The following is a 23,092-nucleotide window of genomic DNA, read 5'->3' on the forward strand; positions in this document are numbered from 1 at the left end:
TTGCTTACTTGCTTTGTAGCAACCCCTCATTTATTGCTCCGCCCGTATGCTCAAAATAAACAAACAGGACGCCCTCAACTACCACGAACAAAGCCCCGCCGGTAAGATTGAGGTAGTCCCCACTAAGCCCGTCAGCACCCAACTCGATTTGGCCCTGGCCTACTCGCCCGGCGTGGCTGAGCCCTGCAAAGCCATTGCCGCCAATAAAGACGACGTATATAAATATACGGCCAAAGGCAACTTGGTCGGGGTGATTTCCAACGGCACGGCCGTGCTGGGCCTGGGCAATATCGGCCCCGATGCCTCCAAGCCCGTTATGGAAGGCAAGGGCGTACTGTTCAAGAAATTCGCCGGCCTCGACTGCTTCGACATTGAAATCGACTCGACCGACCCCGAAGAGTTTGTGCGCATCGTTAAGTCGTTGGAACCCACGTTTGGCGGCATCAACCTGGAAGACATCAAGGCTCCGGAATGCTTCGTGATTGAAAAGGCCTTACGGGAGCAGATGTCGATTCCGCTGATGCACGACGACCAGCACGGCACGGCCATTATTTCGTCGGCAGCCCTGCTCAACGCCCTGGAAGTAGTAGGCAAGGACATCAGGGAGATTAAACTCGTCGTGAGCGGCGCGGGCGCAGCGGCTATCAGCTGCCTGCGCCTCTACCGGGAGCTGGGCCTGAATGTGGCAAACGTGACGGTGTTCGACAAGGACGGCGTTATCAACCAGCACCGCACCGACCTGGCCGAGCTGCAGATGCAGTTTGCTACCAGCAGCTCGGTTACTACCCTGGCCGAAGCCATGGAAGGCGCGGATGTATTCCTGGGTTTATCGGCGGCCAATGTGCTGCCCGCCGATCTGCTGTTGAAGATGGCCGACAACCCCATTGTGTTTGCCCTGGCCAACCCCGACCCGGAAATCGTGTACGAGCTGGCTCTGGCCACCCGGCCCGACATCATCATGGCTACTGGCCGCAGTGACCATCCCAATCAGGTAAACAACGTGCTGGGCTTCCCCTACATCTTCCGGGGGGCTATGGACGTGCGGGCCACCGAAATCAACGAAGCCATGAAGCTGGCCGCCGTGCAGGCCCTGGCCGAGCTAGCTAAAGAGCCCGTGCCCGACATGGTAAACAAGGCCTACGGCGACAATACTCTCACCTTCGGCCGCACCTACCTTATTCCCAAGCCCCTCGACCCCCGCCTGATAACCACCGTGAGCGTGGCCGTGGCCAAAGCCGCCATGGCCAGCGGAGTAGCCCGCCGCGAAATCACCGACTGGCTGGCCTACGAGGACGAGCTGCGCAGCCGCCTGGGTGTAAACCAGAAGCTGATGAACCGCATTACCAGCGCGGCCAAGGCCAACCCCAAGCGCGTGGTCTTTGCCGAAGGCGACAACTACAAGATTCTCAAGGCCGCCCAGATTGTTTACGACGAAGGTATTGCCGTACCGATTCTGCTGGGCAACCGCAAGAAAATTGAGGCCATTGCCAGCGCCAACAGCCTCGACCTGGACGGCTGCCAGATTATCGACATACTGGAGGAAGACGCCAAGCGCGACGAGTACGCCGAGCTGATTTTCCGCAAGCGCCAGCGCCGCGGCATCACCCTTTACGAAGGCCGCCGCCTGCTGCGCGAGCGAAACTACTACGGCTCGATGATGCTCGAAACCGGCGAGGCCGACGCCTTCATCACCGGTCTGAGCAAAGACTACGGCAAGAGCATCCTGCCTTCCCTGCAGGTTATCGGGGTGGAAGACGGGGTGAAACGCGTGGCGGGTATGTACATCATCCAGCACCGCAAGGGCCCGTTCTTCTTCGCCGATACTACCGTGAACATCGACCCCACGGCCGAGGAAATGGTGGACATCATCGGCCTCTCGGCCCGCACCGTGCGCTTCTTCGACACCGAGCCCCGCGTGGCCGTGCTAAGCTATTCCAACTTCGGCTCCAACCCCGGCCCCCTGCCCGACAAGGCCCGGCAGGCGACTGAGCTAGCCAAAAAGCGCTACCCCGACCTGCTGCTCGACGGCGAAATGCAGGCCAACACGGCCCTGAACCCCGACCTGCTGCGCGAGCAGTACCCCTTTAGTGAGCTAGCCGAGAAAGGTGCCAACACGCTCATTTTCCCCAACGTGGTATCGGGCAACATTGCCTACAAGGTGCTGCAGGAAATCGGCGGGGCCGAGGTTATCGGGCCCGTGCTGATGGGCATGCGCAAGCCGGTACACATTCTGCAGCTCGGGGCCTCAGTCCGCGAAATCGTGAACATGACCGCCATTGCCGTCGTCGACGCGCAGACGTACAGCAAGCCCCTGTAGCAGCAGGATTATAAAATCGTTAAGCATTCCGAAAACGGGATGTTTCCGGTCCGGTAAAACGGCGGAAACATCCCGTTTTTTAGTGGAAAAACCCAGTAATTTCGGGATAGAAAACCCCGCGGCGGGTGTTGCCTTTTCCGCAGCCCTTCGGTTGAGCTTGCATGGTAGTATTGCTATCCTACCATAGCTTAATTGCTGCCGCGTTCAGTTTCTTATTCTTAGCTTGCCTGCATGATTGCATACATCGACGGAAAACTAGCTTACAAAGACCCCACCATGGCCGTTATGGACGTGAACGGGGTGGGCTACGAGATTAAAATTTCCCTGGCTACGTACTCCAAACTCCCGGGTGAGGGCGAGAAAGCCAAGATTTACACCTACCAGCACATTAAGGAAGATGCCCAGGCCCTGTACGGCTTCCTCGACCCGAATGAGAAAGCCTTGTTCATGCACCTGATTTCGGTGTCGGGTATCGGTCCGGGTACGGGTATTATGATGGTGTCGTCGATGTCGGTGGGCGAAATCCGCCACGCCATTGTCAACGAGGATGTCCGCTCGATTCAGAGCATCAAGGGCGTAGGACCTAAAACGGCGCAGCGCGTGATTCTGGAGCTGCGCGACAAGCTGCGCAAAGACGAGTTGCTCAGCAAAGCGGGCGTCGATACCGTGCCCCTGGCACGGGCGCACAATACGAACCGAGCCGAAGCGTTAGCGGCATTAGTGACTTTGGGCTTTGCCCGCGCAGCTGCCGAGAAGAACCTGGACCAGATCCAGCAGAAGCACGGCAACGAGCTGAGCGTGGAGGAACTAATTAAATTTGCGCTGAAGTCTCATTAGAATTTTACCTGGCCCCGCGTCTGCTTGTTACACTTGAACTCCGGTAAGAAGTCCCTCACCGTTACGGTAGTTGTTGTCGCGTCTTTGCTGGCCTGGTGGTCACAGGCGGCACCTACCGGAGCCGGTCCGTTTGCCTTGCGTCAGCTGTGGGCCTGGCTGCCTAAGTCCGGCCGGCTGGCCCGCCTGACCCTTGCTCCCGATACCCCCCGGACCGTGCTGCCCGACACGAGCCGCTACCGGCCTAGCCGGCGCCCCAAGGTTGATCCGGAGGATCGGCCCGGCTCGCCGTTTGGGCCCCAGCGGCGGCAGTCGCCCCTGATTCTGGACATTCCCTCGAACGTGAACCTGCAGGTTACGCCCGACGACAGTTTAGAATACTACGATGTACGGGAAAAGGTTGGGACTGACATTGATTTTCGCGACCCTAGCCGCCTGAGTTTCCGGGACTATTCCGAGTGGCAGCAGCGCGAAGCCATTCGCAGCTATTTCCGCACCCGCTCGGCCGGCGGGGTAGCCGGCGACGAAAACACGCCCGAAAACCGCCGCCTGATTCCCAAAATTTACCTGGGCCCCATGGCCGACCGCCTCTTTGGGGGCAGCTACGTCGATATTCGGCCCAACGGTGCCGTGACCCTGCGTATGGGGGCGCGCTTCAACCGCAACCTCAACCCGACGTTGACCTTGCGGCAGCAGCGCATCGGCGACTTTCAGTACGAGCAGAACATGAACCTCAACCTCACCGGCCAGATCGGGGAGAAACTGCGGCTCACCTTCAACTACGACACCAAGGCCGCCTTTGATTTCGAGAACAACATGAAGCTCGACTACACGGGCTACGAAACCGAAATCATTCGCAAAGTAGAGCTGGGCAACGTGAGCCTACCGTTGAACAACTCCCTGATTCAGGGCGGGCAGAACCTGTTTGGGGTGAAAACCCAGCTGCAGTTCGGCAAGCTGGCCGTAACGGCCGTAGCCAGCACCCTGCGTGGTACCGCCGACGCGGTGAGTGTGCAGAACGGTGCTCAGAGTCGCAACTTCGAAATCAAGTCGAGCCAGTACGAGCGGGACCGGCACTTCTTCCTCTCGCAGTTTTTCCGCGACCGGTACGACGCTACCCTGCGCAACCTGCCCACGATTCAATCGGGGGTAGAAATCAACTACATCGAGGTCTACGTTACCAACGACAACCGCCAGAGCGACAACCTGCGCAACGTGGTGTCCCTGATGGACGTGGCTGAGCCCGTGCGCGTGTACCGCCCCCAGTTTCAGCGCAGCATCAGCCGGCAACCGGCCGATAACGAGGCCAACCCCGAGTACCGCGACGTAGTCACCAATGGCGGCGACAATGCCCGCGACAATGAGAAGGTGGATGACTACCTGCAGAATACGAAGGGCCTGGTAAAAACCATCGACTACGAACGGGTGCGGGCCCGGCTGCTGAACGCGCGGGAATACACCTTCAATGCTCAGCTAGGCTACCTTTCCCTCAACACGCCTCTGCTGCCGGAGCAGGTGCTGGCCGTGGCGTATCAGTATACCTACAACGGCAAGACGTATACGGTTGGGGAGATTTCGACTAACAACACCCAGGTCCGCCAGGATCAGGTACTCTACCTGAAGATGCTGAAGGCGACGAACCCCGGCGTGGGCCTGGCCGAGCCTAACCTGAACCCGCTCAACCCTAACCTGGCTTCGCGCAATCTGCCGACCTGGGACTTGATGATGAAAAACATCTATTCCCTGAACGCCAGCCAGCTCAACCGGGACAACTTCCAGCTGCAGATCGTTTACAAAGACGACCAGACTGGCGTCGACCTTATCTCGCTGAAGGAAGGCCAGAAGCTGGCCAACCGGCCCCTGGTGGAGGTACTGAATCTGGACAACGTAAACCCCAACAACGACCAGAACCCGGACGGCAACTTCGACTACTTCCCCGGCACGACCATCGACCCCGACTTGGGTAAAATCATCTTCCCGGTAGTTGAGCCCTTCGGCAGTTACCTGCGCGCCCAGTTCGACACGACTGGGGCCGCTGGCGGCAATGCGCAGGTGGAACGGGAGCTGGCGCGTAAGTACGTGTACCAGGAGCTCTACAACCAAACCCAGAGCGACGCCCAGCAGCGCCAGGAAAAAGACAAGTTCTTCCTGCGGGGCCGCTTTCAGGCTACGGCTACCGACGAAATCAACCTACCCGGCCTTGGCATTGCCGAAGGCTCGGTGCGCGTCACCTCGGGTAGTACGCTGCTGGAAGAAGGCCGCGACTACCAGGTGTTCTACGACCAGGCTAAGGTTAAAATTCTCAACCCAAGCTACCTGAATTCGGCCAACGAGCTGAAGATATCCTTTGAGAAGAATGCCCTGGTGCAGGTGCAGCCCCGCAAGCTCCTCGGGGCCCGGTTCGACTACCGTCTGAACCAGGACATCAACTTCGGCGCGACCGTGCTCCACCTGCTCGAAAACCAGGCGCCCGGCATCAACCGCGTCAACATTGGCGACGAGCCGGGCAACAACACCATCTACGGCTTCGACGTGAACATGCGGCGCGAGTCGCGGGCCCTGACCAAGTACCTGGACATGCTGCCGCTGATTTCGACCAAAGAACCCTCGTCGGTGGCCTTCAGCGGGGAAATTGCCCAGCTAGTGCCCGGCCGGTCCAAGCTCGGGCGGGGGGAAGATGGGGTGTCGTATATCGACGACTTTGAAAACGCCCGCACGCCTTATTCCCTGGGCGGCATCAGCGCCGCTACGGCCTGGCGCCTGTCGTCCACTCCCCTACCCCTGATTCCAAACCTGACGGGCCCCGGGATAGATCCTCGGCGGTATTCGTACAACCGGGCCAAGCTGGCCTGGTACACCGTCGACCAGACCTATTACACCGGCGGACCGGGCAAACCGGGTAACATCAGCGACAATGCCCTCAAGAACCACTACGTGCGGGGTATTGAGCGCACCGAAATCTTCCCGAACCGGGACGTGGGCGCAACCGGCAACGGCTTTGAGTATTCCCTGGACCTGGCCTATTTCCCCAATGAGCGGGGCCAGTACAACTACAACCCGGACATTTCGGCCGACGGCAAGTTCCTCAACCCCAACAACCTGGGACTCAACCGCAACAACTACGCGGGCATCAGCCGGGAAATCACCTTCGACACCGACTTCGACAATGCCAACGTCGAGTACATGGAGTTCTGGATGATGGACCCCTTCATCACCGGCGACCTGGGCCGGGTGGACGATTCGGAAAACCCCAACCCAACGAACAACACGACGGGCGGTGAACTTTACCTCAACCTGGGCAACGTGTCGGAAGACGTGCTGCGCGACGCCAACCAGCACGAGTTTGAAAACGGCTTGCCTACCAACCCCAACGATGTGGCCCAGGACACCCGCGAAACCCCTTGGGGCCGGGTTACCAAGCAGCAGTTTCTGACCGATGCCTTCAACACTACACCCGGCGGCCGGGCCCGGCAGGATATCGGCCTGGAAGGCTTGGACGACAACGAGGAAAAAACCTTCTTTGCCGGAGCCTACAGCAACGTAGCCGACCCTTCGGCCGACAACTTCCGTCACCACCTCGACGACTTCTACACCAACAATAATTACCAGGTTCTGGGCCGCTATAAGCAGTATAACGGCATGGAAGGCAACTCGCAGGAGAACAGCCAGCTAAGCTCCACGGCCTTCCCCGACAAGGAAGACCTGAACCGCGACAACGTTATTTCGGATACGGAGCGTTACTACGAGTGGCGCATGTCGCTGCGCCCCAACCAAATGGAAGTGGGCCAGAACTACATCGTCGATAAGGTAACGGCCTCCAAGAATGGCAACCAGGTAAACTGGTACCAGTTCCGCATTCCGATTCGCCAGCCCTCGGCCGTGCGCGGCAACGACGGCAAGGAGTTTGGCTTCAAATCCATTCGCTTCGTGCGCATGTACCTCACCGGCTGGGAGCAGCCCGTGGTCCTGCGCCTGGTGCAGCCCCAGTTTGTGGCCAACCAGTGGCGCCGCTTCCTGAGCCCGATTTCCGAACCCGGCTCGATTTGCGTGAACTGCGGCGACGACCGGACTCCCTTCACGATTTCAACCGTGAGCATCGAGGAAAACGGCGTGGCGGGCTCCAACGGGAATGATGCTATTCCGTACGTATTGCCCCCGAATATTCAGCGCGACAAGGAGTATGGCTCCAGCACCGTAAACCGGGAGCAGAACGAACAGTCGCTGCGCCTGTGCGTGGAAGACCTGCGCGACGGCGTGGGCAAGGCGGCCTACAAGAACATCAACATCAGCATGCTGCGCTACAAGCAGCTGCGCCTGTTCCTGCACGCCGAAAGCGACGACCCGAACGTGCGCAACAGCTCGACCCCCGTGCGGGCCTTTGTGCGCATCGGCACCGACTACACCCAGAACTACTACGAGTACTCGCTGCCCCTGAAATTCACGCAGCCCGGCCAGCGCAGCGACCGGGAAGTGTGGCCCGAGGAAAACGAGGTCCGGATTTCCTTCCAGGAGTTCATTGATGCCAAGGCGGAGCGCAACCGGAACAACCCCGGCAACTTTCAAGTGCCCTACGTGAAGCAGCTGGCCAACGGCACAACTATTACCATCGTGGGTAACCCCGATTTCAGCGCCGTGCAAGGCGTGATGATCGGGATACTGAACCCTCAGGATGACAATGCCAGCAAGTCGCTCTGCCTGTGGGCCGATGAATTCCGGGTGTTCGACTACGACCGGGAAAATGGGTGGGCCGCCACGGCGCGCTTCAACACCAAACTGGCCGACCTGGCCAACATCACGGCTACCGGTAGCTTCACTTCGGTGGGTTTTGGGGGATTGCAGGACAAAGTAGCGCAACGCTCCCTCGACAACGTGATGCGCGGCGACCTGAACGCCGCCGTAGCCGCCGACAAGCTGCTGCCCGGAAAGCTGGGCCTGCGGATTCCGGTGCTGGTGCAGGCTGGCAAGGAAACCCGCAGCCCCCAATACGACCCTCTCGACCCCGATACCAAGCTGGAACAGTCGCTCCAGAAGTTTGAGTCGAACGAGGAAAAGGCGGCGTACCGCAAGGAAGTCATCGACCAGACCAGTAGTCGAAGTATCAGTCTGCTCAACGTCCGGAAAGAGCGCCTCAACCCCGAGAAGAAGGTGCGCCCCTACGATATCGAGAACTTCGCCGTCAGCTATGCCCTGACCGAGCGTTTGCACACTGATATCCGCACCGACCGGGACTATACCAAGACCTATACCGGCGCGCTGGCCTACGTGTATCAGACGACCCCGAAGAACTACACGCCGCTGGCGAAAGTGAAGGCCTTGGATTCGCCCTACCTCAAGATTTTCCAGGATCTGAACTTCACCCCGCTGCCCAGCCGTTTTGCCTTCCGGGCCGACCTGGACCGGCGCTACAACGAGCGGCAGCTGCAGCGCACCCTTCAGCCCGGCCAGGTACCAACCATCGACGGTATTGCCCCAATCTACCAGAAGAGCTTCTTCTTCAACCGGATTTACGACCTGAAGTGGGATTTGACCAAGAGCCTGATCTTCGACTATACAGCCAATAACCGGGCGGTAATTGATGAAGGCGCCGGCCCGACGTTGGGAGATGACCCCGTTTCGGAAGCCAACCGCCAGATGCTGCGCGACAACCTGTTCCGGCGGGGTGGTCGTACGACCAACTTCAACCAGACCGTCGCGCTTACCTACCGTCTGCCCCTCGACAAGTTCCCGCTGACCGACTGGCTGTCGGCCGATACTCGCTACGCGGCCAACTATACCTGGCAGGCCGCTTCTACCGCGCTACGGGCACCCTTGTACCCCACCCAGCCGGATAGCAGCGCGACCAAGGAAGTAAGCCTGGGCAACACGATTCAGAACAACGCGGAAATCAGTGCCAACGGCCGCATCGATCTGGTGAAGCTCTACAACAAGGTGCGCTTCCTCAACATCATCAACAACGCCCCGCCGCCCGGCCAGAAGCCGGACCGGAACCCTGTCCGCAAAGGCACCCTGACACCGCCCGGCGTAGGCCAGCCACAGAGCGGGGACCAGGCTGCGGCCCCGCAGGATTCGGCGAAGGGGCCCGAGCTGCGGGCTCTCAAGGCCGTGCTCCGTTCCTTAATGACGGCCCGGTCCCTGAACTTTACCTACACTCGTAGCACCGGCACTTTGCTGCCGGGCTACCTGCCGGGTACCCGCTTCTTTGGTCTGAATGATGACTTCGACGCACCCGGCTTGCCTTTCGTACTGGGTAAGCAGTATGAGCTGCAGGAACTCTACGACCGGGCCAGCTCCCGCGGCTGGTACACGAATCGGAGTGACTTGTTGAACACGCCACTCAGCTCCCTGCTGACGGAGAATCTTACGCTTCGCACGGCCCTGGAGCCTTTCCGCGACTTTAACATTCAGCTCGATGGCCGTTGGCAGCGGGTTCGCAACCGCGAAACGTTCTACCGCTTAGCCGTCGATACCCTGACGCTGGAACCCTTCGACCGTCAGGTTGGGGACTTCGGCCCCGGTTCTCTGGCTCCTCTGTTGCCCCTCACGTCGGGCACGTTCAGCACTTCTTTCATCTCCATCCAAACACTGTTTGGCGACCGGACCGCCAACGGGGAAATCTCCAAAGCCTTCAACCGCTTCGTAGAAAACCGGGTTTTTGTGCGGCAGCGCTTGCAGGAGGCCAACAAGGCCAGTGGCTTGTATAGCTACAATTCCCAGGACGTGCTCATCCCTGCCTTCATTGATGCTTACCAGGGTCGCTCGTCGGATGGCTACAAGGCCAAGCGCTTCAACCCATTTGCCATGCTGCCCATTCCCAACTGGCGCATCGACTACAATGGCTTGGCGGAGCTGCCGTTCATGAAGCGTTACTTCCGTTCGATTACCCTGAACCACGCGTATGCCTCGACTTACACGATTCCGAGTTATACCACCTCCACGGTCTACAGCCAGGAGCCGGCGGCCAATACGCTGCCCGACCTAACGAACGAGGCCCGTCAGTTTATTCCTTACTACCTGATTGGGCAGGTAACAATTGCCGAGCGCCTTTCTCCTTTGATCGGGTTAAACTTCCAGACCCTGCAGAAAGTAACCGGTCGTCTGGAGCTGCGCACTGAGCGTAATATCGTGCTGAACACGACCAATGCCCAGGTAACCGAGCTTCACTCCCAGGAGTTGGTGGTTGGCTTCGGCTATGCTACCAACCGTCTGAAAATTCCTTTCCGATTAGGCGGCGAGCAGCGCATTCTGAAGAATGAACTCACCGCCCGCCTCGACCTGTCGATTCGGGACAACACCACGATTCAGCGCACGATTGAAGATGTCGAAGATGATTTGACGGGCGGCAATGGCGGCAATGCGGGTCGTCCCCGGGGTCTTACGACCAACGGCACCCGCCAGCTGCAGCTACGCCCCACCATCGACTACATCCTGAATCAGCGCCTGAACCTGCAGATCTTCTTCTCCCGCACCGTCACTGATCCGCGGGTGCAGAACTCATTCCGCAACTCGGCTACCGAGGGGGGCCTGCAACTTCGTTACAGCTTATCGCAGTAAGCCAAGGAGTAGCATTTCCTGGTTTCACAGCTTTCAGCCACTGGTCTTCCCCGAAGCCGGTGGCTGTTTTTTTACCCATCAGGCAATTTGCCTGGATTTGCTTTTAGCCATTTCGCATACCAACGCGTACTTTTGGCCCCGGGCCCCCGAGGCCTGCATTTCTTTCCTACCAAACCAATACCCCATGAATCTCCCCGCTAATCTGAAGTACACCAAAGAGCACGAATGGATTCGTGTGGAAGGCGACATTGCTTATATCGGCATCACCGACCACGCCCAGAAAGAGCTTGGCGACATTGTGTATGTAGACATTGATACGCTCGACAAAGAAGTAGCCCAAAACGAGATTTTCGGTACCGTAGAAGCCGTTAAGACAGTTTCTGACCTGTTTAGCCCAGTATCGGGCACGGTGGTAGAAATCAATGACAAGCTCGACAGCAGCCCCGAAACCGTAAACTCGGACCCCTACGGCGACGGCTGGATGATCAAGATGCAACTCTCCAACCCCGCTGAGATTGATGCCCTCCTGACTGCTGAAAGCTACGGTGAACTGATCGGCGCTTAATTCGTTCGTTGTGCTGTCTTCCGCGCCGCCTTCGCCACGTCGCCGGGCTTTCGTAGCTCTGCCCTTGGCGTGGGCGGCGCTGATTTTTTTGCTTACCCTTACGCCTGCGAAAGACATGCCGGCCGTACCACCGTGGGAGCTTCTCTCCTTCGACACGGCTGCCCATGCCTTTGTTTTTTTTGTGCTGGCCGCTCTTAGTTATTTCTCTAGCGTCCGTCAAATCCGCTACCTCTGGCGCCAGCGGCAGGCCTTTGCCCTCGTCTTAGTTGAGGGGCTGCTACTAGGCGCCTTCATTGAGCTGTTACAGATTACCATGGATCTAGGCCGCCATGGCGAATGGTCCGATGTGATTAGTGATGGCATCGGCACGGCAGCCGGTTTGTTGCTAGCCCGCGCCTGCCGCCGCTGGTGGCTTTAACCGTCTTCCGTATGCCCCGAGCCCGCACTCCCGAAGTAGCCTTTCGATTACTGAGCATTGCCACGGTCCTTGCTATTCCGGCTGGTACTGATGCCCAGGATATGGGGCGGGCCCGGGCCACTATTACCACCCTGGCTTCTCCTGCTATGCACGGCCGAGGTTACGTCAGCAAAGGCGACCAGCGGGCAGCAGCCTTTATTCGGCACCGTTTTCGGGAATTAGGGTTATCATCGTTTACGCCCAAGTACGCCCAACATTTTCCCATAACGATTAATACGTTTCCCAACACCTGCCAACTGCAGGTTGATGGAAAAGCCCTAGTGCCCGGGACCGACTTCATTCTGGAACCTGCTTCTGGTCGGGGCAAACTCACCAGGGCCATTACCGTGCTCGACACGCTTATTTTTACAAATGAAACGGCTGGACAGCAGTTCCTGGCCCGTAGCCTGCAGGGGCACGTGCTGCTTATGCACCAGCGCGACGCGGAGCGCATTCGCACACTCCCCGACTCCTTCGCTCAGCACTTAAACCAAGCGGCGGCCTTAATCACCCTGGTTCCCGACAAGCTCACGGCATCTGTGGCGTCAGAGCAGAAAACCCAGCCCCGACTTCAGGTAGTAGCCAGTCGGTGGCCTGCCCAAAGCAAACAAGCCACCATCCGAGTTGATGCTGTTTTGGCTACCAATTACCGAACCCAGAATATTATCGGCTACGTCCCCGGCCGCGTGCAGCCCGACTCTTTTCTGGTCGTCTCCGCCCATTACGACCACCTGGGGCGCATGGGCAAGGCAACTTACTTTCCGGGCGCCAATGACAATGCTAGTGGTACCTCGCTGCTGCTGGAACTGGCTGCGCATTACGCTAAGCCCGGCAACCAGCCGGCCTACTCGGTTGTATTTATGGCCTTCGGCGCCGAAGAAGCGGGATTGTTAGGCTCCTCCTATTTTGTGCACCACCCGCTTTTCCCCCTGGCTCGCATCCGGTTTTTGATGAACCTTGATTTGGCAGGCACCGGTCAAGATGGAATTACGGTCGTAAATGGTCGTATTCTAGAGGATGCTTACAAGACCCTGGCACAGCTTAATACCCGGTATAAGTATGTAGCAAACGTGGCCGCCCGGGGCCGGGCAGCTAACTCCGACCATCACCCCTTTTCGGAGCAAGGTGTGCCTGCCTTCTTTCTTTATACCCGCGGAGGCAGCAAGGCCTATCACGATGTGGATGACCGTCCCGAAGCTCTGCCTTTAACGGCCTTTTCGGGGGTTTTTCAACTCGTTGTCCGCTTCTTTGACTCCTTGACTTCGCGCCAATAAGCTCAGATTTGGCTAATCTGAGCAAAACGCAACAATCCTGAAACTGTCTGCCCGAAGACCGACAATTCCAGGATTGTTAAACTATACGATGTCTAGCTCTGACGAAGGCTTAGCCGTTCGACTTGAACGAAGACATGATTTGCTTGGCTACGGCTTCCCACTCCGGCTTCTGACGGTCGGCGCAGGTGAAATTGCACATCAGCAGTTTGCCTTCCACGTCGGTGAAGAAAACCAGGTTGTACACTTCGTGTCCCAACTCAGGCTTCATCAGTTCCATGAAACCGATTTTACGGCCGTTTATCTCCTTAACACCTTTGTTGAACCACTTCGCCTCCTTGTACTGCTTGGAGTACATCTTGTAGAAGTTGTCAGCGTACATGTCGATCATGTCCTGATCGGCAGTGTTATCGGTGTAGGTGAAGGCGATGCTGGCTTCTTTGTTGTTGGTATAGATAACGCTCGGGCGGCTCTGGGCTTTAGCATAGTTAAAGTCCATCTGCTGCTCGCTCATCACCTCGAAACCCTTCGGAATCAAGATTTCAACCCGCTCACTGAGAACACGCTTTTTAATCATTTCCACCTCGGCGAAAGGACGGAATGCCGTCAGCAACAGCGTCAGGCAGAGTACGGGGGCTAGTAAGGCTTTTTTCATAGGATTGGCTGAAAAAAACATGGAATTCAAGGGTAAGAAAACTCCGAATGTTGAGCAGTCACTCTGTTCGGATAACACAATTTACGCAGAAAATCTGAAGCTGCAAATTTTCATTCGAAAATAATTCACTTCGAAAGCTTCTACCGGCTTTAACAGTCGCTAAAACCTGGTTTTAAGCTTGTAGAGGGCATTTACGGAAAATATACATTTCTGGATGTCCTCGAAGACTATATAAATTTTTCATCTCAGGCATAGCCATACAACTATACCAAAATTTATGTCAAAAGTTCAATTCTACATACTTCAGCGGGAAAGATGTGGGCAACTGGACTTAGAGAATATTGTTGATCTGCTCCTTGATTTTCTCGAGCTCCTCTTTCATTCCTACGACGAGGTGCTGAACCGTTGAATCATTTGCTTTTGAGCCGATTGTGTTGATTTCGCGCCCAATTTCCTGCGAAATAAAGGCTAATTTCTTACCACTGGGCTCGGGCAGGGCTACGGTTTCGATGAAGTACTGCAAATGACTGGCTAAACGCACCTTTTCCTCGGCAATGTCAAGCTTCTCAATATAGTATAGCACCTCCTGCTCGAAACGCACGGCGTTGAACTGCTCGTGGCTGGTAAGCTCGGCCAGATGCTGCTGCAGACGCAGGCGGACTTGCTCGATGCGACTAGGGTCGTGGCGTTCTACCTCGGTTAAAAACTCCTGAATCCGTCTTACATACCCGATGATTTCGGTAGTCAGCGTTTGGCCTTCGTCGTGACGAAACTGATTGACTCGCTCGAGTGATTCGGTTACGAGTGGAAGCAATTCCTCCCAGCTTATCTCCTCTTCTTCCTCGGCGACGGCCGCCTCAGTCGGAACCTGCAACACACCGGGCATAGTTAAGGCCAGGGCAAAAAGCTGGTCCTTAGGGGCGCCAACCAGCTCGGCGGCCTTTTCCAGTTCCCGGTAGGCGGCGAGCAGGACTTCCTGGTTGAGTGCGGCGCTGGGGCGGATTGCGCTACGGGGCCGCACGAAGTCAAAATTTAAGTTGACTTTACCGCGAACCAGGGTTTTGGTTATAAGATTTCGAAGTTCCAACTCCCGATCCTGCAGAAAGCGAGGCAAACGCAGGCTCAAATCTAGCGTTTTGGAATTCAACGATTTGATTTCGACCGTGGCCGAATAACGGTCGGTTTCGCGGTGTGCGATGCCGTAACCGGTCATGGACAAAAGCATGGAGAACAGGGAAAGAGGGTCGGGTGAAAGCGGGTGCAAAAGTAATGGTTTTCAACATAGTATGTATATGTACCCCTGGGAATAACATAAGCGTAATGTTGTCGAAATATTGACATAATAGGGCTGCGGTAGTTTTGTGAAACGAAAAAACCACAGCTGTATGCGCCGTTTAGGACTACTGTTTATTTTTCTGGTTATCAACTCTTTGGCCTTCGGTCAACAAGGAGTAATCAGCGGTAAGGTAACCGATAAAAAGACGGGGGAAGGCGTAATTGGCGCTACCGTCCTGGTAACTGGCACGGTACAGGCAGCCCCAGTTGATGTGCAGGGCAACTACGAACTCAAGCTCGACCCCGGCACCTATAATATTACGATGACCTACATCGGCTACAAGCCGCTGACATTCGGCGGCATTGTAGTAACGGCCAATGGCAAAACCACCCTGAATGGGGTAATGGAGGAAAACGTTACGAACCTGAAGGAGGTAACCGTGACGGGGCAGAAGCAGACGGGCACGGAAGTCGCGATGATTCAGGACCTGAAAAAGAGCGAAGTCGTGGTCAGTGGCATGAGCAACGACCAGATTGTGCGTACGCTGGACCGCGACGCGGCGGAGGTGGTGAAGCGCATTCCAGGCGTCACGATTCAGAACAACAACTTTATTGTCATCCGGGGTTTGGCGGAACGCTATAATACGGTGTTGCTGAACGACGCCCTGACTCCCTCAGCCGAAGTAGATACCCGCTCCTTCTCCTTTGATATTCTACCCAGTTCAGTTATCGACCGGATCTTGATTTTTAAGTCGGGCTCTCCCGAGCTGCCGGGCGAGATGGGTGGTGGCGTCGTGAAAGTATACACCAAGAATAGTGTGCTGGAAAACGCAACCAGCCTGAGCGTTTCGTCCTGGGTGCGTGGCGGCACGACGTTCGACAACGGCTACATGGTCAGCAACCGGAGCAAAACCGACTGGCTGGGCTTCGACAACGGCCAGCGGCAGCTGTCGGACAATGCCCCCAGCGGCCTGGTGAAGACCAGCGACGCTAGCCCCGAACAGCGCGGGGAGCTTAGCCGCAACCTGCGCAGCACCACTTGGCTGCCCCGCTACATTTCGGCCAAGCCCGATCTACGGGCCTCGCTGGGGCTAAGCCGCCGCTACGAAATCGGCTCGGCTTACCTGAGCAACGTGACGTCCATCTCCTACTCGAATACCCGGGAGCAGTACAGCATTCAGCGCAACCGCTACATCAAGGAAATTGACCCCAGCACGGGCCTACCGGCCGAGCAGTATGCCTTTAATGACGAGCGGGCAGTAACCGGGGTGCGTCTGGGCATTATCCACAACTGGCAGGTGCGCCTCAACAACCGCAACCGCCTGGAATTCCGCAACTTCCTGAATCAGTATGCTACTGACGAAGTAGTGCACCGCACCGGCCGCGACGAAGACAAGCTACGCGACGACTTCGCCATGCACTACCAGAGCCGCACGATTTATGCCGGCCAATTGCAGGGTGCCCACGACCTGGGCCAGAACGAACACACCACCGTGTCATGGTCGGCGGGCTACAACTACGTGTACCGCGACGAGCCCGACTACAGCCGCTACCGCAACCAGCAGCAACAGTTGCCCGGCGTTGAGCGGCCCTGGCTGGTGAATATTCCCAACGAAGGCAACATTGCCGACGCCAGCCGCTTCTTCTCCGAGCTGCACGAAAACACGGTAATGGCCAGTGGGCAGTGGGAGCGGCGCTGGGCCGGCCGGGACTCTACCCGGGCCAATCAGTATAAGCTGCGCGCCGGCTTCTATACCGAACACAAAGCCCGCAGCCTGGCCAACCGCTACTTTTCCTACGTGCGGGGCACAAATTTCGAGAACACCGACCTGGAGCTATTACCCATCGACCGGATCTTTGCACCCGAGAACCTGGACCCAATCAAAGGCTTCACGGTGGACGAGGGCACCAAACCTCAGGACCGCTACGAGGCCGAAAACACACTGTATGCTGAGTACATCGGTATTGTGGCACCGATATCCGACAAATTCAACATCTCGGGGGGCCTGCGGGTAGAACATAACAACCGCCGCCTGCGCGACGGGGGCAACGGCGACTACCGCGAGCTGCGCACCATTCCGCTGCCCTCCTTCAACGCGACCTTCAACTTCAACGACCGGTCGTTGCTGCGCCTGGCCGGTAGCAAAACGGTGAACCGCCCCGAGTTCCGGGAAGTAGCCCCCTACCGCTACTACGACTACACGACCAACGCCATTATCCTGGGTGACTCCACCCTGAAGACAGCCACGATTTACAATGCTGACCTGCGCTACGAGTTCTATCCTTCGCGCTCGGAGCTGATTTCGGTGGGCGTGTTCTACAAGAAGTTCAACGACGCCATCGAGCAGGTAACCTACAAGCAGACGTCGACCCAGCTGTATATGACGTACCAGAACGCGGCTTCCGCCTATGATATCGGGGCTGAAATTGAGGTGCGCAAGGGCCTGATTGACCTGACCGAAAGCTCCTTCCTGCAGCACCTGTCGTTCGTGCTGAATGCCTCCGTCATCAAGAGCCGGGTGAAGCTGGAGTCGAATGCTACCAACGAAGGCTTTGCCTTGTCGGACCGCCCCCTGCAGGGCCAGTCGCCCTACGTGGTGAATGCCGGCCTGTTTTACCAGGACACGGACCGTAAGTGGCAGGTATCGGCGCAGTACAACGTCATCGGGCAGCGCTTTACCTTCATCGGCGACCAGACCGACAACTACTCGGCCATCGAGATGCCGCGCCACGTGATTGACCTGGCCATTACCAAGGGCGTGGGGGAGCACCTGCAGATCAAGGCCGGCATTCAGGACTTGCTGAATCAGCCCGTGCGCCAGCTCTACGACTTCAACGCCAACAGCAAGATTGACAGCAACGAGCGGGGCTCGTTTGGCACCTACCGCCGCGGCACCTACTCCACGCTGGGCCTGGTGTACAACTTCTAAACATTCGGGTAACACATTCCTAACGAAAGCATAACGCCCGGCAGACCCTGCCGGGCGTATTCGTTTCAGACCTTCGCAACGCCATTTCAAGCCACTTCACCCTCTTATGAAAAAGCTTCTACTACCCATCTTGCTTGCCGCTGCTACCGTAGCCGCCGTAGCTCCCGGAGCTACTGCCCAGACGACCTGCCCGGCTGCTCCTACCACTGTGGTAGCTACCAATATCACCTCGGATACGCGCTGGACCAAAGACAACATCTACCTGCTGCAAGGCTACGTGTACGTGCGCAGCGGTGCTACGCTGACCATCGACCCCGGCACCATCATCAAGGGCGACAAAGCCGTAACGCCCGGCGGTACGCTGGTAGTGGAGCAGGGCGCCAAGATCATTGCCGACGGTACGGCCGCTCAACCGATTGTATTCACCTCGAACCAGCCCGCCGGCAGCCGCAACCGCGGCGACTGGGGCGGCATCGTTATTTGCGGCCGGGCCCCCATCAACCAGCCGGGCACTCCGTCGGTAGAAGGCGTACCCGGGGCCGTATTCGGTGGCAACCAGCCCGCTGACAACTCCGGTATTCTGCGCTACGTGCGGATTGAGTACCCCGGCATTGCCCTGGCTACCAACAACGAAATCAACGGTCTGACCCTGGCCGGCGTGGGTAGCGGCACGACCATTGACTACGTGCAGGTATACGCCTCCGGCGACGACTCCTTCGAGTGGTTCGGCGGCACGGTGAATGCCAAGCACCTGGTGGCCGTATCGGCAACCGACGACGACTTCGACACCGACTTCGGCTACACCGGCAAGGTGCAGTACGCCGTAACGGTGCGCACTCCCAACGCGGCCGACGTATCGGGCTCTACGGCCTTTGAATCGGACAACGACTCCCAAGGCTCTTCTCTGACGCCGATTACGGCCCCCGTTTTCTCGAACGTTAGCGCCTTTTTGCAGAACCCGTCGGCTACGGCCAACTTTACCCGGGCCATTCACCTGCGCCGCAACACCCAGCTGTCCTTGTTCAACTCGGTGCTGACGGGCTGGCCCGTGGGTCTGACGTTGGAAGGCTCCGGGGCCCAAGGCAACGCTACGGCTGGCTCGCTCGTGCTGAAGAATAACGTCCTGGCAGGTATGTCGACCAACTTCCAGGCCGCTGGCACGGGCACAACCACGTACGACGTGGCCGGCTTCTGGAACACGGCTGCCAACTCGAACACGACCTACGCCGCCATCAGCGCCCTGAACTTGTACGCCGACAACTTCAACGCCACCAACAGCAACGGCACGGCCTCGGGCACGCCGAGCTTCGAGTTGCCGGCAGCTTCGCCCCTGGTTTCGGGTGCTGCCTACACCGACGCCAAGCTGGCCGACTCCTTCTTCGACAAAACGCCCACCTTCCGCGGCGCTTTCGGAGCCACAAACTGGGCCGCGGGCTGGACCAACTTCAATCCCCAGATTACCTGCTACAACCGCGCCGGCCTGACGCTGGCTAACAAGCCTGCTTCCTCCGAGCAGCTGCAGGGCCTGAGCGTAGCTCCCAACCCCACGGCTGGCGAGGCTCTGCTTTCGTTCGAGTTGAAAACCGGTACGGTGGCTGCAGTGCGGATTACCGACGCGCTGGGCCGCCAAGTGGCTACCATCGAAGCCGGCCGCTTGGGTGCAGGTCTGCAGCAGGTAGCCCTGCCCGCTTCGCTGAAGAACGGCGTGTATGTGGCAACTGTCACGACCAACGAAGCCAGCCAAACGGTGCGCTTTGTGGTAGCCCAGTAGCGTTTAGCCAATTCTTATCTGCTGAGTTATTAGAAGAATACTTGTGTACTCGAAAGCCTGCCCTACTACGGGGCAGGCTTTTTTATTGATCCAAGCCGTTGGCCCACCCCAGCAAACCCCGTAGCTTGCACCCGACTATGAAGCCCCGCGTGTTGATGCTGCCCAAGTGGTACCCCCACCGCTACGACGACCAGGACGGGGACTTCGTGGCCCGGCACGTGGCAGCCATTGCCCCGCATGCCCAAGCAGCCGTGCTTTTTGCCGCCGTAGCCCGCGGCCCGTTGGCTGGCCTAACCGTTTGCGAGGCTGAGCTGCAAACGCCGGTGCCAACGCTACGCTACTATTACCGGGCCCAGCCCACGGGAGTAGCGCCACTAGACAAACTGCTCAAGGTGGTTTTGTATTTCTGGTGCCTGAGCCGGGGCTACGGGCGGCTGGTGCGGCACTGGGGCGCTGCGCCCGACCTAGTGCACGTGCATGTGCTCTTGCGTACGGGCCTGTTTGCCTGGTGGCTCAAGCTGACCCGGGGCATTCCCTACCTGATTACTGAGCACTGGACCCTGTATCTGCCCGAGCGGGCGGCCGGTATCAGCTGGCTGCGCCAAACCCTGACCCGGCTGGTTGTGCGGCGGGCCGCGGCGCTGCACACGGTTTCGGAAGGATTACGCGACGCGATGCAGCGGCTGGGCTTCGGGCATAAGACCACCGTCGTTATTGCCAACGTAGTGGATACCGAGCTGTTTGCACCCGGCCCAGCGCCCCGGGTAGCTGGGCAGCTGCTGCACGTTTCGGCCTTCCATGACGCGGTGAAAAATATTTCTGGGGTGCTGCGGGTAACGGCGCGGCTTCGCCCCCAGTGGCCCAGCCTGCGCCTGCGCATCGCTGGCTACGGTCCAGACGAGGCGGCCCTGCGCCGGCTGGCCCAGGAGCTGCACCTGCTGCAAGACGGTACCGTTGTTTTCTTGGGCAAGCTGGCCCACGGGCAAGTAGCGCACGAAATGCAACAGGCGGCGGCCCTGGTTTCCTTTAGCCGGGCCGAAACGTTTGGCTGCGTTCTGCTCGAAGCCCGGGCCACGGGCTGCCCGGTGGTGGGCCCGGCCACGGGCGGCGTACCCGAGCTGTTTCGGCCCGTTGGCCAGTTTGGCCTGCTCGTAACGCCCGATGATGAAGCCGCCTTAACCCAGGCGCTGACGGCAATACTGAGCGGCGCTGCCCATTTCGACGCGGCTTTGCTGCGGGCTGATGCCCAAACGCGGTGCAGCTACGCGCACGTAGGCCACGAATTTGCGGGCCTCTACGCCCGGGTTCTGGCCCGCGCTACGCCGGATTCCGCCGAAACCGCCCCATCTTAGCGGCCGTTTCGCCCTTCTTTCCGCATGCTGCGCCGCATACTGCACAATTTTGCTACCCGCCTGCTCACGGCCCTGCTCAGCTTTGGCATCGTGTGGCTCACGGCCCGCTACCTGGGCGCGGCCGGCCGGGGTGCCGTCAGCTTATTCGTAACCGACTGCGCGGCTTTACTGCTTTTCATTGGTCTGCTCGGCGGCTCTTCCCTCATTTATCTGGCGCCCAACCGCAGCGTCTGGCACTTGCTGGTACCGGCCTATAGCTGGGCTACGCTGGTATGCGGGGCGGGCACGGCCCTGGTTGGGCTGCTGCGGCCGGTGGAGCCTGGCTACCTCCCGCACCTGCTGGCCCTGGCCCTGCTCCAGGCTTTCTTTTCCATCAACAGCTCGTTGCTGCTGGGCCGCAAGCAGGAAGGCACTTACAATTTATTGAACGGCTTGCAGGTGGGCCTGCTTGCCGGGGGCCTGGCGCTGGCGCTAATTGGGCTGCAGTGGCGGGAAGTGGCCGTGTATTACTACGCGGCGTACGTGGCCTACGGGGTGCCGCTGCTGCTCAGCTTCCGGGCCCTCTACCGCCTGCCCGACCAGTGGTTGGGTGGTCGGGGGCTGCCAGCTACTGCCCGAGAGCTGGCTTATCATAGTCGGGGGGCCCATTTGTCGAATATTCTGGCCTTCGCCAACTACCGCCTGAGCTACTATTTTGTGGCCCACTACGCCGATGCCCGGGCCCTGGGAGTGCTGTCGGTGGGCGTGGCCCTGGCCGAGGCCATCTGGCTCATTCCGCGCAGCACCGCCCTGGTGCAATACGTCGACTTGGTGCATGCTACTGACAAACACGCCCAAGTAGCTCCTACGCTGCGCATTGCCCGGCTCACGCTGCTCAGTACTACAGTGGCCGTTTTAGCACTCATTGCCCTGCCGGCCCCGGTGCTGACAACGGTATTCGGGCCTGAGTTTGGCGCGGCCCGCCCGGTTATGGTGCGGCTGGGGCCAGGCGTGGTAGCTATGGCCGTCAACATTATGTGCAGCACCTACTTTGCCGGCGTAGGCCGCTACCGCGTCAACAACCTGACGACTACCATTGGCTTGGCCGTGACCCTGCCGGCGTGCTGGCTGCTGATTCCCGACCTGGGCATTGAGGGCGCGGCCCTGGCTACCAGCTTGTCCTACTTGGCCTCCACTGCCTTCCTATTCTACCAGTTTACCCGGGCCACCGGGGCGGGCGTGGGCGACTTGGTACCCGGCCCGGCCGACTTCGCCTACCTGCGCCAGTTGCTACGCCGTTCTTAGAGGGCGTCTGGTAGCCGCTGAAGCTTTACTTCAAACCAGTGCTGAGGGTCGGCCAGGGGGTCGGGGGTGGTAGTGGCTACGGGCTGCGGCGAGTAGAGGGCACAGAGCGTGTTTTCGACCTGCACCAGCTGGCCGGCCGCCGAAGCCGGCAGCCCGTCCAGAATACCGGCCAGCACTTCCCAGCGCGGCTGCCCGGGCTGGCGGCTGGCGTCGTGCCATACTACTACCGTGTCGGGTCCAACCACGTGTTCGAACACCCGGCGGGTGTCGGTCCGGACGGCTTCGTAGCGGTGGTCACCATCAATAAAGATGACGTCGAATTTCTGCTGCAATCCTGCCAGATCATAGGTAGCCGAGTTGCCGTGCAGGTGGGTCACGTTGGGCAGGGGGCAGGAAAAAAAGCCGTGTAGCTCGATGTAGCGTTCCGGCAGCCCCAGCGCCCGCAGTTCCGTGGCCGAGAGGTTGAGCGTGTGCACGGAAGCTGCCACGGCCGCCACATTGGCCGCACTTTCCCCACGCCACGTCCCGATTTCGAAGTAGCGGGCCTGGGGTACGCGCCGGGCCAGAGCCCGCAGCAACAGCAAATCGGTGGGCAACGAGCCACCTTCCCGAAAGGCAAAGGGCTGCACGGTATCATCGGCAGCCGACAAGAACGTCGACAGCGGGGCCATGGGCAGACCTTGGGCACTTAGCTGCCGACGCGTGTGGGCCCGCGCCCGTTCCTGCCAGCCCGCCTCATCGGCCGCCAGCACATGATTCAGCAGCCACGGATTGCGCACGAGGCTGGTCAGGGCCCGCAGGGTTTTAGAAATTTTCGACACGAAAAGGGA

13 protein-coding genes are annotated in these 23,092 nt (G+C 58.8%); 10 read left to right on the forward strand and 3 right to left on the reverse strand.

Features of this window, described 5'->3' with window-relative positions:
• The first annotated feature begins 46 nt into the window (after positions 1 to 46).
• From E5K02_RS12850 to E5K02_RS12875, 6 genes are all read left to right on the forward strand, one after another.
• A complete protein-coding gene (locus E5K02_RS12850) occupies positions 47 to 2,317 on the forward strand; it encodes an NADP-dependent malic enzyme (RefSeq protein ID WP_135395182.1) in 2,271 nt (756 codons plus the stop codon).
• 231 nt (positions 2,318 to 2,548) lie between these two features.
• A complete protein-coding gene (gene ruvA, locus E5K02_RS12855; protein WP_135395183.1) occupies positions 2,549 to 3,154 on the forward strand; it encodes a Holliday junction branch migration protein RuvA in 606 nt (201 codons plus the stop codon).
• A gap of 24 nt (positions 3,155 to 3,178) precedes the next feature.
• Entirely contained in the window at positions 3,179 to 10,702 is a 7,524-nt protein-coding gene (gene sov, locus E5K02_RS12860) for a T9SS outer membrane translocon Sov/SprA (RefSeq protein ID WP_240737272.1), read from the forward strand.
• 184 nt (positions 10,703 to 10,886) lie between these two features.
• Positions 10,887 to 11,267, forward strand: a complete 381-nt coding sequence (gcvH, locus tag E5K02_RS12865) for a glycine cleavage system protein GcvH (RefSeq protein WP_135395184.1) — start codon at positions 10,887 to 10,889, stop codon at positions 11,265 to 11,267.
• Between the two features lie 10 nt (positions 11,268 to 11,277).
• A complete protein-coding gene (locus E5K02_RS12870; RefSeq protein WP_135395185.1) occupies positions 11,278 to 11,685 on the forward strand; it encodes a VanZ family protein in 408 nt (135 codons plus the stop codon).
• 11 nt (positions 11,686 to 11,696) lie between these two features.
• Complete coding sequence (locus tag E5K02_RS12875) at positions 11,697 to 12,998, forward strand: M28 family metallopeptidase (protein WP_135395186.1); 1,302 nt, start codon at positions 11,697 to 11,699, stop codon at positions 12,996 to 12,998.
• A gap of 109 nt (positions 12,999 to 13,107) precedes the next feature.
• Here the strand turns inward: E5K02_RS12875 and E5K02_RS12880 are convergent, their stop codons facing one another.
• Both E5K02_RS12880 and E5K02_RS12885 read right to left on the reverse strand, forming a co-directional pair.
• Positions 13,108 to 13,650, reverse strand: coding sequence for a hypothetical protein (locus E5K02_RS12880; protein ID WP_135395187.1), 543 nt, complete (start codon positions 13,648 to 13,650; stop codon positions 13,108 to 13,110).
• A gap of 331 nt (positions 13,651 to 13,981) precedes the next feature.
• Complete coding sequence (locus E5K02_RS12885; protein ID WP_135395188.1) at positions 13,982 to 14,875, reverse strand: YicC/YloC family endoribonuclease; 894 nt, start codon at positions 14,873 to 14,875, stop codon at positions 13,982 to 13,984.
• A gap of 160 nt (positions 14,876 to 15,035) precedes the next feature.
• On the opposite strand from E5K02_RS12885, the gene E5K02_RS12890 reads away from it, so the two are divergent.
• From E5K02_RS12890 to E5K02_RS12905, 4 genes are all read left to right on the forward strand, one after another.
• Positions 15,036 to 17,855 (forward strand): TonB-dependent receptor, encoded by a 2,820-nt coding sequence (locus E5K02_RS12890; protein ID WP_135395189.1) that lies wholly within the window; start codon positions 15,036 to 15,038, stop codon positions 17,853 to 17,855.
• A 106-nt stretch (positions 17,856 to 17,961) separates the two neighbouring features.
• Positions 17,962 to 19,626, forward strand: coding sequence for a T9SS type A sorting domain-containing protein (locus tag E5K02_RS12895; RefSeq protein ID WP_135395190.1), 1,665 nt, complete (start codon positions 17,962 to 17,964; stop codon positions 19,624 to 19,626).
• Positions 19,627 to 19,763: 137 nt separating this feature from the next.
• Positions 19,764 to 20,978 carry a glycosyltransferase gene (locus E5K02_RS12900; RefSeq protein ID WP_135395191.1) on the forward strand — a complete coding sequence of 405 codons (1,215 nt, stop codon included), beginning with the start codon at positions 19,764 to 19,766 and terminating at the stop codon, positions 20,976 to 20,978.
• Between the two features lie 24 nt (positions 20,979 to 21,002).
• Positions 21,003 to 22,262, forward strand: coding sequence for a lipopolysaccharide biosynthesis protein (locus E5K02_RS12905; RefSeq protein WP_135395192.1), 1,260 nt, complete (start codon positions 21,003 to 21,005; stop codon positions 22,260 to 22,262).
• On the opposite strand, the gene E5K02_RS12910 is transcribed toward E5K02_RS12905, so the two are convergent.
• Entirely contained in the window at positions 22,259 to 23,083 is an 825-nt protein-coding gene (locus tag E5K02_RS12910) for a class I SAM-dependent methyltransferase (RefSeq protein WP_135395193.1), read from the reverse strand. The genes E5K02_RS12905 and E5K02_RS12910 overlap by 4 nt on opposite strands.
• Positions 23,084 to 23,092 lie beyond the last annotated feature (9 nt).

The organism is Hymenobacter metallicola, from assembly GCF_004745645.1.
GTDB classification, from domain to species: domain Bacteria; phylum Bacteroidota; class Bacteroidia; order Cytophagales; family Hymenobacteraceae; genus Hymenobacter; species Hymenobacter metallicola.